At 63.6% G+C, this 12,034-nt stretch carries 13 protein-coding genes and 1 tRNA gene; 6 read left to right on the forward strand and 8 right to left on the reverse strand.

All coding sequences use genetic code 11. From position 1 onward, the window contains the following. Nucleotides 1-121: 121 nt before the first annotated feature. A tRNA-Leu gene (locus tag ACR0CU_RS06000) sits at nt 122-207 on the reverse strand. A gap of 143 nt (nt 208-350) precedes the next feature. Here ACR0CU_RS06000 and ACR0CU_RS06005 point away from each other — a divergent pair. Further along, nucleotides 351-929, forward strand: coding sequence for a YqaA family protein (locus ACR0CU_RS06005; RefSeq protein WP_093962156.1), 579 nt, complete (start codon nt 351-353; stop codon nt 927-929). Then, nucleotides 926-1,390: a disulfide bond formation protein B gene (locus tag ACR0CU_RS06010; RefSeq protein WP_170446125.1), complete on the forward strand. Its 465-nt coding sequence runs from the start codon at nt 926-928 to the stop codon at nt 1,388-1,390. The genes ACR0CU_RS06005 and ACR0CU_RS06010 overlap by 4 nt, the downstream gene beginning before the upstream one ends. 2 nt (nt 1,391-1,392) lie before the next feature. Here ACR0CU_RS06010 and ACR0CU_RS06015 read toward each other — a convergent pair whose 3' ends face one another. After that, complete coding sequence (locus ACR0CU_RS06015; RefSeq protein WP_170446127.1) at nt 1,393-1,980, reverse strand: HNH endonuclease; 588 nt, start codon at nt 1,978-1,980, stop codon at nt 1,393-1,395. Between the two features lie 213 nt (nt 1,981-2,193). On the opposite strand from ACR0CU_RS06015, the gene ACR0CU_RS06020 reads away from it, so the two are divergent. Continuing rightward, complete coding sequence (locus ACR0CU_RS06020) at nt 2,194-2,799, forward strand: pseudouridine synthase (protein WP_170446131.1); 606 nt, start codon at nt 2,194-2,196, stop codon at nt 2,797-2,799. Nucleotides 2,800-2,830: 31 nt separating this feature from the next. Further along, nucleotides 2,831-3,256 (forward strand): VOC family protein, encoded by a 426-nt coding sequence (locus tag ACR0CU_RS06025; protein WP_170446133.1) that lies wholly within the window; start codon nt 2,831-2,833, stop codon nt 3,254-3,256. Nucleotides 3,257-3,266: 10 nt separating this feature from the next. On the opposite strand, the gene ACR0CU_RS06030 is transcribed toward ACR0CU_RS06025, so the two are convergent. Continuing rightward, a complete protein-coding gene (locus ACR0CU_RS06030; protein ID WP_170338468.1) occupies nt 3,267-3,932 on the reverse strand; it encodes an alpha/beta hydrolase in 666 nt (221 codons plus the stop codon). Continuing rightward, the gene (locus ACR0CU_RS06035) at nt 3,929-4,561 is read right to left on the reverse strand and encodes a DNA-3-methyladenine glycosylase family protein (RefSeq protein WP_170446136.1); all 633 of its coding nucleotides are present in this window, start codon (nt 4,559-4,561) and stop codon (nt 3,929-3,931) included. The genes ACR0CU_RS06030 and ACR0CU_RS06035 overlap by 4 nt, the downstream gene beginning before the upstream one ends. A 97-nt stretch (nt 4,562-4,658) precedes the next feature. Between ACR0CU_RS06035 and ACR0CU_RS06040 the strand changes: the two genes are divergently transcribed. Then, a complete protein-coding gene (locus ACR0CU_RS06040; protein WP_170359111.1) occupies nt 4,659-5,885 on the forward strand; it encodes an MFS transporter in 1,227 nt (408 codons plus the stop codon). Here ACR0CU_RS06040 and ACR0CU_RS06045 read toward each other — a convergent pair whose 3' ends face one another. The 3 genes from ACR0CU_RS06045 to cysS are packed head-to-tail and all read right to left on the reverse strand — an operon-like array spanning nt 5,886 to nt 9,696. Next, entirely contained in the window at nt 5,886-6,662 is a 777-nt protein-coding gene (locus tag ACR0CU_RS06045; RefSeq protein WP_170359273.1) for a squalene/phytoene synthase family protein, read from the reverse strand. A 2-nt stretch (nt 6,663-6,664) separates the two neighbouring features. Continuing rightward, nucleotides 6,665-8,299 carry a citramalate synthase gene (gene cimA / locus ACR0CU_RS06050; protein ID WP_170446139.1) on the reverse strand — a complete coding sequence of 545 codons (1,635 nt, stop codon included), beginning with the start codon at nt 8,297-8,299 and terminating at the stop codon, nt 6,665-6,667. Continuing rightward, nucleotides 8,296-9,696 carry a cysteine--tRNA ligase gene (gene cysS / locus ACR0CU_RS06055; RefSeq protein WP_170446142.1) on the reverse strand — a complete coding sequence of 467 codons (1,401 nt, stop codon included), beginning with the start codon at nt 9,694-9,696 and terminating at the stop codon, nt 8,296-8,298. Before cysS ends, cimA begins: the two co-directional genes overlap by 4 nt. Before the next feature lie 265 nt (nt 9,697-9,961). Between cysS and ACR0CU_RS06060 the strand changes: the two genes are divergently transcribed. Further along, on the forward strand, nt 9,962-11,149 hold the full coding sequence (locus tag ACR0CU_RS06060; protein ID WP_170446145.1) for a pyridoxal phosphate-dependent aminotransferase: 1,188 nt from the start codon (nt 9,962-9,964) through the stop codon (nt 11,147-11,149). A 16-nt stretch (nt 11,150-11,165) separates the two neighbouring features. Here ACR0CU_RS06060 and ACR0CU_RS06065 read toward each other — a convergent pair whose 3' ends face one another. Further along, entirely contained in the window at nt 11,166-11,684 is a 519-nt protein-coding gene (locus tag ACR0CU_RS06065; protein ID WP_170367167.1) for an outer membrane protein, read from the reverse strand. Nucleotides 11,685-12,034: the final 350 nt, after the last annotated feature.

The following is a 12,034-nucleotide window of genomic DNA, read 5'->3' on the forward strand; positions in this document are numbered from 1 at the left end:
CTAGTCCGCGTACAGTTTCGTCGCACCAATTCGAGGCTGGATGCTCGAGGTGCAGCCAGCCGAGCACGCGAGCTTTGACAGAGCAAATGCCCTGAACACTATACCAAAACGGGTGCGGTGGTGGTGCCCAAGGAGAGACTCGAACTCTCACGCCCGTGAAGGCGGGGGATTTTGAATCCCCTGCGTCTACCATTCCGCCACTTGGGCCACGCGCATTGAATTACCGCCCATCTTGCCGAAGGTCCAGAGGCAAAAATCGGTCAATCGACGATCAGCCCGGGACAGATCGGTTGACGCCCCGTCGGACGCGTGGTTTGCCTCGTCATGACAAAGCTTGGGAACACGCGCTGATGCTGCAATCGCTTTATGATCGGACGATCCGACTTGCCGACCACCCGCACGCCCTGTGGGTGTTGGCATTTGTGGCATTCATCGAAAGCTCGGTCTTTCCGATTCCACCCGACGTGCTGATGATCCCTATGATTCTGGCACGCCCATCGCGGGCATGGCTGATTGCCACCGTTGCGCTGGTGTTCTCGGTCCTGGGCGGCCTTTTGGGATACGCAATCGGCGCGTTCTTCTACGACAGCATCGGACAACCCATCCTCGAAGCGATGGGCAAGGGTCACGCGATGCAGGAATTCAACCAGCGGTTCAACGATTTCGGGTTCTGGGCCGTTCTGACCGCCGGTGTCACGCCTTTCCCGTACAAAGTCATCACGATCATGTCCGGCTGGACGGGAATGCCGCTGGGAACGTTCATCGCCACTTCTATTCTCGCCCGCGCTCTGCGGTTCTACATCGTCGCCGGGTTGCTTTGGGGCTTTGGCGAGCCGATCCGGGACTTCATCGAAAAGCGGCTTGGGCTGATGTTCACCTTGTTCATCATTCTTCTGATCGGCGGATTTCTGGTGGTGAAATACATATGACGCGGAAACGGACACTCATTTTGCTGGCCGCGGGTGGGTCTGCAGCTTTGCTTCTTGCGGCTTGGGGGTTCCAGTATCTGGGCGGCATGGCCCCGTGTAAATTGTGCATCTGGCAACGCTACCCGCATGGTGCGGCTGTGTTGCTCGGCGTGCTGGCTTTTGCATTTCCGGGCGTGCGCCTGCTGCCCCTCCTCGGCGCAGCCGCTGCCGCCGCCACGTCCGGCATCGGCGTCTATCACGCCGGGGTCGAACGCGGCCTGTGGGAAGGCCCGTCCAGTTGCACATCGGGCAGTATCAGCGGCCTGTCCGCCGAGGAGCTGATGGAGCAGATCATGGCCGCCCCATTGGTGCGGTGCGATGATATCCCGTGGGAAATGTTCGGGCTGTCCATGGCTGGGTGGAACGCACTGCTGTCCGCAGGTCTGGTTCTGGTGTGGCTGTCCGCTTGGCGCGTGCGCTGATCCTACTGGGCGTCCAGTTCCGCATCCCAATACAGAAAGTCGATCCAGCTTTCGTGCAGGTGGTTCGGCGGAAACTTCCGTCCGATATTCTGCAGCATACTGGCGTCAGGCTGCCGAGGCGGCTTGCGCAGGCTCATCCCCGCCTGACGCAGCGATTTCGCCCCCTTGCGCAGATTGCATGGACTGCAGGCGGCCACCACGTTCTGCCAACTTGTGACACCCCCTGCTGCACGCGGCACGACATGGTCGAAAGTCAGTTCGCCCCGGCTGCCGCAGTACTGGCAGCGGAATTCATCCCTCAGAAATAAATTAAAGCGCGTGAAGGCCACGCGCTTTCTGGGTTTCACATAGTCTTTCAGGACAACCACCGACGGTATTCGGATCACCGTACTCGGGCTGCGGACCACTTCGTCATACTCGGCAACGATATCGACCCGGTCCAGCCACGCGGCCTTTATCGCCTCCTGCCAGGGCCACAGCGACAGAGGATAGTAGGAAAGCGGGCGATAATCGGCGTTCAAAACCAATGCCGGATGGTGCTTGAGGGCACCTGGCTCCCTGACAAATTCGGTCCTGAAATCTCCGTCCATGGCTGAATCGCTCCTCGCTCTCGGCTGCCTGTATGGGACACCAGAGCGGGGAGCACCCGCCCCGGTCTTAACTTAACTATATATCGTGTTAAAACTCTGACAAGTCCTGTTTTTCCACAACATCTCGGTAACGGACTATTCTGAATCCGTAACAATCACGTGACAGTTATCCACAGCTTGCGCAGGTCCGAAACTGAGAGTATGGCGGAGCTCATGTCATGGTTCATCCGCTTCAACAAACCCTTTGACGTGCTGCCGCAGTTCACCGACCGGCAAAATGCCGACTCGCCCCGCAGCACCCTGTCGGATTTCATCGACCTGCCGGGGGTCTATCCGGCCGGGCGGCTGGACCGTGACAGTGAGGGGCTGATGCTGTTGACCGACAATGGGCGGCTGCAATCCCAGATCTCGGATCCCAAGCACAAAATGCCCAAAACCTATTGGGCCCAGGTCGAGGGCATCCCGGATGCGGCTGCCATTCGGGCCCTGCGCGACGGGGTCGAGTTGAATGACGGCATGACCCGCCCAGCCAAGGCGCGGCTGATCGACGAACCCGAGGGTCTGTGGCCACGCACGCCCCCAATCCGCGAACGCAAGACGGTGTCGGATTGCTGGCTGGAACTGACCCTGCGCGAGGGGCGCAACCGGCAGGTGCGCCGCATGACGGCCGCCGTGGGCCACCCCACCCTGCGACTGATCCGCGCCCGGATCGGAGACTGGACACTGGACGATCTCGCCCCCGGCAGCTGGGACAGCCTGCCGATGCCCGTTCTGGAAACCGCCCCCCAACGCAAGCGGGACCGGCGTCCGCGGCGGTGACTTTTTCGGCGATTTACGCTATAATATCTCCATGAAAGTAGCGGCCGGAATCCCTTCACCTTCGGGCATTCTCGAAGCCGCGCTGTATGTCGATGATCTGGACACTGCCGAACGGTTCTACGGCGAGGTTCTAGGCTTGGAACGCATTCAGCGCGTCAAGGGCCGGCACGTGTTTTTCCGGGTCGGCGCCTCGGTGTTGCTGTTGTTCAACCCCGACCAGACGGAACAGCTCCCGACCAACCCCGATCTGCCGGTGCCGCCACATGGCGCACGCGGTCCAGGGCATGTGTGCCTGATCCTGACGCGGGACCAGATCGCGTTAATGCGCAAGCATCTGCTGGACTGGAACGTCCCGATCGAGGCCGAGTTTGACTGGCCCAACGGGGCACGATCGCTCTATGTGCGCGACCCGGCCGGAAATTCGGTGGAGTTTGCCGAGGGTCACCTCTGGGGGTGACCCTGCCGCGTTACAGGCTCAGCTTGTCCCGCATGAAGGCCAACGCGACGCCCAGCCCGTCGGGCGCTATACCGTGGCCGGTGCCCTTCATGACATGAGCAAAGACCTCCTTGAAGCCTGCGCGCTGCAGGGCCTCGGCGGCCTCGGGCAGCGATTGCGGCGGCACCACGTCATCGGCATCTCCATGAACCAGCAGTACAGGCATCCGGCTGACCACCTCGTCGGCCAGCAGGTCCGGCTCCAGCAGGCGGCCCGAAAACGCGATCACGCCGGCCACCGGGTCTTCGCGGCGCGGGGCCACGTGCAGGCTCATCATGCTGCCCTGGGAAAAGCCGAACAGCACCACCTGCTCGGGCAGCACGTCCTCGTCCACCATCAGGGCATCGAGAAAGGCGTTGAAATCCTCGACCGCCATTTCCATGCCGCGCCGAGCCTCTTCCTCGGACGAGCCGTCGATCCACGGGATCGGAAACCACTGATACCCGTTGGGCATGCCGGGTATCTGCTCGGGCGCGTCGGGGGCCACGAACAGCGTGTCGGGCAGGTGTTCGCCCAGAACATCCGCAAGCCCCAGCAGATCGGCCCCGTTGGCGCCATAGCCGTGCACGAACACCACGACCGAGCGCGTGTCGCCCGAAACCGGCTCTTTGCGGAGCGCGTTCAAAACCCGTGTCATCTGATCCCTTCCCTATCCTTGGCCACGCGGTAATAGGCCCACAGAACCCGGGCTGCAACCGACCGCCACGGCGACCACGCCTCGGCCATTTGCCGCAGCGCCTTGTCGGTCGGCCGATCCGGCAGGCCGTACAGCATCCGTGCGGCCTCCTGCAGGGCCAGATCGCCGGGCGCGATCACATCCGCCCGCCCCAGCGAGAACATGGCATAGATCTCGGCCGTCCAGACCCCGATGCCCGGCACCTGCGTCAGGGTCGCAATGACCACGTCATCGGGCGCCTGGCGCAGGGCCTTGTAGTCGATCCGCGCCTCGGCCAGCGCCCGCGCATAGCGGATCTTCTGGCGGCTCAGCCCCACTGCGCGCAGATCGTCGTCTGTGGCCCACTTGATCTTGCGCGGCCCGGTCAGGCCCGCCTGCTGCATCCGCCCCCAGATCGCGTTGGCCGAGGCCACGCTGACCTGCTGGCTGACGATGGCGCTGAGCAGTTGCGCGAAGCCGTCGGGCCGGCGGCGCAGGGGCAACGGGCTGGTCAGTTCGATTGCGTGCGCCATGCGTGGACAGGCGTCAGACAGCCACTCGGCCCCTTCCGCAACGCATTCTGGTGTCTCGATAATTCGACCAACGGTCATTGCGGCTCCGGGTGGCGGTTCAGGGCGCAGGTTAGGCTGCTTTGTCGCATATGCAACCCGCTTGTATGTCCGCCGGTTCGCCGATACCCATTTGCGCATGACGATGACCAGCACCGCCCCCGACGATACCCGCGCCAAGCGCAACGTTGCCGTTCTGGTGGCGGCGCAGGCGATTCTGGGCGCGCAGATGCCGATGATCTTCATCGTCGGTGGATTGGCGGGGCAGTCGCTGGCCAGCAACGCTTGCCTCGCCACGCTGCCGATTTCGCTGATCGTTCTGGGGTCGATGCTGGCGGCCACGCCGGTCTCGGCCATCATGCAGCGCTGGGGCCGCCGCGCCGGATTCCTTGTCGGCGCAACCGCCGGAGCGGTGGGCGGCGCCGTGGGCGCCTATGGCCTTTATCTGGGATCGTTTCCCGTCTTTCTTGTCGGCAGCCTGCTGACCGGCATCTACATGAGCGCGCATGGCTTTTATCGCTTTGCCGCCGCCGATACCGCGTCGGACGCATTCCGGCCCAAGGCGATCTCTTACGTCATGGCTGGCGGTCTGGCTGCGGCCATCATCGGGCCGCAGATCGTCAAACTGACCTCGCAGGCCTATGTCATTCCGTTTCTGGGCACCTATTTCGCGGTGATCGCGGTGAACGTCATCGGTTCGGTCCTGTTCCTGTTTCTGGACATACCGACACCCGACCGCCCATCGCAGGATGAACCCAAAGGCCGGTCGCGGCTCGAACTGCTTAAAACCCCGCGCATCGCCGTGGCCATCATCTGTGCCATGGTCTCATACGCGCTGATGAACCTTGTGATGACTTCGACGCCGCTGGCCGTTGTCGGCTGTGGCTTCTCCGAAGGTGATGCGGCGGATGTGGTCACCAGCCACGTTTTGGCGATGTACGTTCCCAGTTTCTTCACCGGCCATCTGATCGCCCGGTTCGGGGCCGAGAAGATGGTTGCCATCGGGTTGGCGATTTTGGGCGGCGCGGGTGTCGTCGCGCTGCAGGGCGTTGAGATCGGGAACTTCTTTCTGGCCCTCGTGCTGCTTGGCATCGGCTGGAACTTCGGCTTCATCGGTGCCACCAGCATGCTGGCGGCCGAGCACGATGTGCATGAACGCGGCCGCGTGCAGGGCCTGAACGACCTGCTGGTGTTCGGAGGCGTGACGATTGCGTCGCTGGCCTCGGGCGGATTGATGAACTGTTCTGGCGGGTCCCCGGTCGAGGGATGGACCGCCGTCAACCTGGCGATGGTGCCGTTGCTGACTTTGGCGGGCGGCGCGCTGCTGTGGCTGGTGCTCAGACCCCGCGAGGCCAAACTCTCCTGATCACCACCGACCGGTGGTCGCGGTCCAGATCAGTGACACGCGCCGTCGGATCTCGCCCACGTTCAGCGCACCAGCAGCGACCCGACCGGGCTCAGCCAGCACATGACGCAGGACGCGGTCTGCCTGCCAGCCGCCATAAAGCGCAGGGCGCGCCTGATCCGAAACATCGGCGCGACGCGCCCGGGCCGCGGCCATCCGGTCCAGCGCGCGCTCGGCCAATTGGCGCACCCCGTCCGGTGTCCCATCCAACAGGGGGACGCGCCCGCGGGCTTCAAGCTCGGGGATGGCACGGAACCAGTTCGCCACACCGACCGCGTAGCCAAAATCGCGCAGGACCGTTTCGTCGGCGGCACCCAGGGCTTGCGCCGAGGCGACCATCAGCGACCCGGCGCTGTGGGTCAGGTAGGCCTCGAAGTGTTCCTCATCCTCGAACGGATCCCGGTAGATATCCCAACGCCTTACGGCCACATATTCATCCAGCATCGCCGCCAGATGCGGGGACAGGACGCGCGACAGGGGCGTGACCACCTCGTGCCGCCGCACGGAGGGTCCTTCGGCGATCTCCTGCAGCGCGTCGCGCCACCATTGCAGGCGCATTTCCGCGATCATCGGCTCTTGGGTGACCCACGGCGCGCGGGCGACCTCGATATTCATCGCATAGATCGGAAACAGCACGGCCCGCGCCTGCACCGGCGCCGCCATCGCGGCCATGAACCGATCAGGGTCGGCCCGGTGGACCAGCGCCGCGCAGGCCTTGACGTCGTCGTCGAAGGGCACGCTCACCCGGCCACCACCGATTGCGGGCTGCAATCGCGCACCAGCTTCCACTGGATGGCCTCCAGCAGAGCCTCGAACGAGGCGTCAACGATATTCGCGCTGACCCCTACCGTGGACCAGCGCCGCCCCTGCCCGTCTTCGCTGTCGATGATGACGCGGGTCACGGCCTCGGTCCCGCCCTGGGTGATGCGCACCTTGAAGTCCACCAGGTGCATATCGTCCAGAATGGGCGAGTACTGCCCCAGATCCTTGGCCAACGCCTTGGCCAGCGCGTTCACCGGGCCACGGTCGCTGCCGCTCTCGTCCAGCGACTCGCTGACCGACAGCTTCTTCTCACCATCCACCTTCACCACGACGACTGCCTCGGACAGGCTGACCATCTGGTTGTACTTGTTCTTGCGCCGCTCGACCGTGACCTTGTAGCGCTTGACCTCAAAGAATTGCGGCAACTGGCCCAGTTCATCGCGGGCCAACAGCTCGAAACTGGCCTGCGCGGTGTCATAGGAATACCCCTCGGCTTCGCGTGCCTTGATCCGCTCCAGGATGCGCCCCAGCGCCGGGTCGCCCGACTCGACCTGCAACCCGGCCTCGGTCAGGCGTTTTCGCAAATTCGACTGGCCCGCCTGGTTCGACATCGGAATGATCCGCGCATTGCCCACGGTGGCCGGATCGACATGTTCATAGGTCGAAGGGTCCTTGAGGATCGCGCTGGCATGCAGCCCCGCCTTGTGCGCAAAGGCCGAGGCCCCGACATAGGCCGCCTGTTTGCTGGGCACCCGGTTCAGGATGTCGTCCAGCATGCGGCTGATGCGGGTCATACCGGTCAGCGCGTCGCGGCTGACCCCGATCTCGAAGGTCGAGGCATAGGACTCCTTCAACAGCAGCGTCGGGATCAACGCGGTCAGGTTGGCGTTGCCGCAGCGCTCACCCAGCCCGTTCAACGTGCCTTGGATCTGGCGCGCGCCGGCATCCACGGCCGCCAGGGAACAGGCCACGGCATTTTCGGTGTCGTTGTGGGTGTGGATGCCCAGCCGGTCTCCGGGAAAACCCGCCGCGATCAGCTCGGACACGATCCGCCCAACTTCGGCCGGCAGCGCGCCGCCATTGGTGTCGCACAACACCACCCAGCGGGCACCGGCCTCCAGCGCCGCCTGGCAGACCTGCATGGCATAGGCGGGGTTGTCCTTGTAGCCGTCAAAGAAATGCTCGGCATCGAACAGCGCCTCGCGCCCCTGCGCCACGATATGCGCGACCGAGGCGCGGACGTTCTCGACATTCTCCTCCAGCGAGATCCCCAGCGTGTCGGTCACGTGATAGTCATGTGACTTGCCCACCAGACAGACCGCCCGCGTGCCGGCGTTCATGACGGCGGCCAGCACGTCGTCATTCTCGGCCGAGCGCCCGGCCCGCTTGGTCATGCCGAAGGCGGTCAGGCGGGCGCGCGTCTTGGGCGCAGCGTCGAAAAATGCGCTGTCGGTGGGGTTCGCGCCGGGCCAGCCACCTTCGATATAGTCCACCCCCAAAGCATCCAGCGCCTGCGCGATCTGGACCTTTTCGGCGGTCGAGAACTGAACGCCTTGCGTCTGCTGCCCGTCGCGCAGCGTGGTGTCATAGAGGTACAGGCGCTCTTTGCTCATTCCACGCCCTCCAGCCTGCTGGCGTCAAAGCCCGCGCCGGGCACCAGTTCGACCCCGTCCTTGCTCATCCGCACTTCCAGACCAGCCGCCAGATAAGCGGCCTTCAACCGATCCACTTCCGAGAAATCCTTGGTCTGCATCGCCTCGGCCCGAACACGGGCCAGCCGGTCGGCGTGGGCCGACAGATCCACGCCGTCGGTTTCGGCCCAGGCCCCCATGTCAGGCTCCAACAGACCCAGGATCCGCGCACTGGCCAGCAAGGTCGCGGCGTCGCCGTCCGAGGCCAAACGATGCAGCTCGGCCAGAGCGCCCGCCGTGTTCAGGTCATCGGCAAGCGCCTCGATCACCTCGGGCGCCGCGCTGGGTGCGGGCTCGATGCCCGCAGTCAGCGCCCGCCACTTGCGCAACGTGGCCTCGGCCTCGCGCGCCTTCTTCTCGGTCCAGTCCATCGGCTTGCGATAGTGGGTCTGTAGGAAGACGAACCGGATCACCTCGCCCGGCACGCCCTGATCCAGCAGGTCATGCACGGTGAAGAAATTGCCCAGCGATTTGGACATCTTCTTGCCTTCGACTTGCAGCATCTCATTATGCAGCCAATAGCGCGCAAATTCGCCGTGCGGATGGGCGCATTTGCTCTGGGCAATCTCGTTTTCGTGGTGCGGGAACATCAGGTCATTGCCGCCGCCATGGATGTCGAAACTCTCGCCCAGCAACTCATAGCTCATGGCCGAGCATTCGATATGCCAACCCGGACGCCCCCGGCCCCAGGGCGACTCCCAACCGGGCAGTTCATCGTCCGAGGGCTTCCACAGCACAAAATCCATCGCGTTCTTCTTGTAGGGCGCCACCTCGACCCGCGCACCTGCGATCATGTCATCGACCGACCGGCCCGACAGCTTGCCATACTCGTCGCGCCAGCTGTCCACAGCGAACAGAACATGCCCCTCGGCCTCATAGGCGTGACCCTTGGCGATCAGGTCCTCGATCATCGCGATCATCTGGTCGATATACCGCGTGGCCCGCGGCATCTGGTCGGGCTCCAGCGCCCCCAGCGCGCCCATGTCATGCAGGTACCAGCCGATCGTCTCGTCCGACCGCTCCTGCACCAACTGCTCGAGTGTTCCTTCGGCCCCGGCCTGCTTGCGCGCCAGGGCCGTCGCGTTGATCTTGTCATCGACGTCGGTGAAGTTGCGCACATAGGTCACATGCTCGGGCCCGTAGACGTGACGCAGCAGGCGATACAGCACGTCAAACACCACCACGGGCCGCGCGTTGCCCAGATGCGCCCGGTCATACACGGTAGGTCCGCAGACATACATCCGCACGTTGTCGGGATCGATCGGAACGAACTCTTCCTTCGTCCGGGTCCGCGTGTTGTGCAGTTTGATCGTCGTCATGCGTCTGGCTCCTGGATACAGCAATAGCGTGCGCGTTGACGCGGGCTTAGCAACTTGTCTCAGGGAAGAAAATGAAAGAAACCGGCCCGCGTGAAAGTTCAGCAGGGAATGCAGCAGATAATGATGCAGGTCTTCCGGTTCATGGACCATCGCATAGCACGCCCGGTCCCGCACGCCAAGACTTCTGTTGCCGGCGGGGGAAGCTGATTGACAAATCATCGCGGCTCTGACCCATTCGGCGGACTTGCTGCAACGGAGGCGCGCCATGAAACTTTCGCACCGCATCACACATCTGACCGGAGGCGGTTCGGACGGGTGGGACGTGTTCTATCGTGCGCGCCGCATGATTGCCGAAGGCCAGGCCGTGACCGAGCTGACCATCGGCGAGCATGACATTCGTACCCACCCCTCGATCCTGGCCGAGATGGATCGGTCGGCGCGCGCGGGCCATACCGGATACGCCATGGTGCCGGGCACGGATCTGCTGCGCGATACGGTAGCCGCGCGGGTGCAGACCCGCACGGGCGTTCCCACCACGCGCCACAACGTGCTGATCACCCCGGGCGGACAAGCCGCACTGTTCGCCGCGCATATGGCAGCGTGCGACCCGGGCGATGTGGGTCTCTATCTCGATCCATTCTACGCGACCTATCCCGGCACGATCCGCGGAGCCGGCGCGATCGCGCGCGCGGTTCAGACCCGGGCCGAGGATGCCTTTCAGCCCGACGCAGCCTTGATCACGGAACAGGCCGAGGGTGCCGCTTCGCTGCTGATCAACACGCCGAACAACCCGACCGGGGTCGTTTATTCCCGCGAGACCCTGACCGAGATCGCCGATCTGTGCCGCGAACGCGACATCTGGCTGATTTCGGACGAGGTCTATGACACGCAGGTCTGGGACGGCGCTCACCTGTCGCCCCGCGCCCTGCCCGGTATGGCCGACCGCACCCTGGTCGTGGGCTCGATGTCGAAATCCCACGCCATGACCGGGTCGCGCTGTGGCTGGATCGTTGGCCCCGAAGAGGCCATCGACCATTTGATCAACCTCGCCACGCACACCACCTACGGGGTTCCGGGATTCATTCAGGACGCTGCCAGCTTTTCGCTAACCGCCGGGGACGAACTGGAGGAAGAGGTCGCGGCCCCCTTCCGCCGCCGCCGCGCCCTGGCGATGCAGGTTCTGGCCCGACAGAACACGGTGGGCCTGATCCCGGCTCAAGGCGCGATGTATCTGATGCTGGACATCCGCGCGACGGGGCAAAGCGGCGAAGACTTCGCCAATGCGCTGCTGGACACCCACGCCATCGCGGTCATGCCCGGAGAAAGCTTCGGCCAAGCCGCCGCTGGACATGTGCGCGTGGCCATGACCATTGACGATGACCGGTTCGCCGCCGCCCTTCAGACCCTATGCGATTTCGCCGCCCGGTTGGCGAGCCAGACGGCGGCCGAGTGACCGAGACGGGTTTTGTTCAGAACCGGAAGGTCGTGCGCAGATTGAAGGTGTTGGTATCCAGATCGCCGCGCGACCGCGTGACATCGTTGAAATTCTGCCGCAAGGCTTCGCCACTGATGATCAGCCGGTCGCCCAGAGGATAGGCTACGCCGATCCCGTAGACGGCCGCCGTGTCGCTGTCGCCCGAAGTATTCGCCCGCGCGGCACCCACCACGACGTAGCCCAAAGCGCGCCCGAACTCGTACCCGCCGCGCAGTTTCACGCGGGATACGCTGTCCAAACTGCCCTCCGAAGCGCCCAGGTCGAGGTTCAGCCGGTCATATTCCAACTCACCCCCGACGACGAAGCTGCCCAGATCCAGATCGTATCCGATATTCGCGCCGATGCTGCCCGAGTTGCCCCCACTGCCGCCGGGGCCGTCCGCGTCGGTATAACCGAAGGTGAACCCGGCATAAGGCCCGGTCCAATCCTCGGCCAATGCCACCTGCGCCGCTGGAATCAGCAGGACCGACAGCAAGGCGCGGATCAGTTTCATGCAGACCTCCGGTTTTCGTTCAGCACCCTACGCGATTGCACCAGATGCGGTGATGTGCACCTAAATTAAACATGTGCTTTGGTGCCGTCAGATCAATTCAAGTCACGCAAATCTTAACAATAAGTAATGGAAGCATAACATATTTCGCCCTTTGCGTGAGGATTTCCTGCGGCGTTCATCAACCCTCCAAATTTTCGAGGTCAAAAGCGACATCGGTCGCAAACAGGACAGATTGCCTGCGCGGACCCTGACACCATTCGTCGCAGGAGTTGAGGACCACATGCCAAACGATATCTGGAAGATCTGCCTGATCAGCCGCACCATCGGTGCCGATCGGGGGCGTGCGGCAC

This window comes from Ruegeria sp. BC2, assembly GCF_056539245.1.

Excerpts from the sequence above, each read along its gene's own strand:
- ACR0CU_RS06035 (WP_170446136.1), bottom strand. The coding sequence starts at position 4,561 with ATGACCGTTGGTCGAATTATCGAGACACCAGAATGCGTTGCGGAAGGG.
- ACR0CU_RS06060 (WP_170446145.1), top strand. The coding sequence starts at position 9,962 with ATGAAACTTTCGCACCGCATCACACATCTGACCGGAGGCGGTTCGGAC.
- ACR0CU_RS06040 (WP_170359111.1), top strand. The coding sequence starts at position 4,659 with ATGACGATGACCAGCACCGCCCCCGACGATACCCGCGCCAAGCGCAAC.
- ACR0CU_RS06025 (WP_170446133.1), top strand. The coding sequence starts at position 2,831 with ATGAAAGTAGCGGCCGGAATCCCTTCACCTTCGGGCATTCTCGAAGCC.
- cysS (WP_170446142.1), bottom strand. The coding sequence starts at position 9,696 with ATGACGACGATCAAACTGCACAACACGCGGACCCGGACGAAGGAAGAG.
- ACR0CU_RS06030 (WP_170338468.1), bottom strand. The coding sequence starts at position 3,932 with ATGACACGGGTTTTGAACGCGCTCCGCAAAGAGCCGGTTTCGGGCGAC.
- cimA (WP_170446139.1), bottom strand. The coding sequence starts at position 8,299 with ATGAGCAAAGAGCGCCTGTACCTCTATGACACCACGCTGCGCGACGGG.
- ACR0CU_RS06010 (WP_170446125.1), top strand. The coding sequence starts at position 926 with ATGACGCGGAAACGGACACTCATTTTGCTGGCCGCGGGTGGGTCTGCA.
- ACR0CU_RS06065 (WP_170367167.1), bottom strand. The coding sequence starts at position 11,684 with ATGAAACTGATCCGCGCCTTGCTGTCGGTCCTGCTGATTCCAGCGGCG.
- ACR0CU_RS06005 (WP_093962156.1), top strand. The coding sequence starts at position 351 with ATGCTGCAATCGCTTTATGATCGGACGATCCGACTTGCCGACCACCCG.
- ACR0CU_RS06020 (WP_170446131.1), top strand. The coding sequence starts at position 2,194 with ATGTCATGGTTCATCCGCTTCAACAAACCCTTTGACGTGCTGCCGCAG.
- ACR0CU_RS06015 (WP_170446127.1), bottom strand. The coding sequence starts at position 1,980 with ATGGACGGAGATTTCAGGACCGAATTTGTCAGGGAGCCAGGTGCCCTC.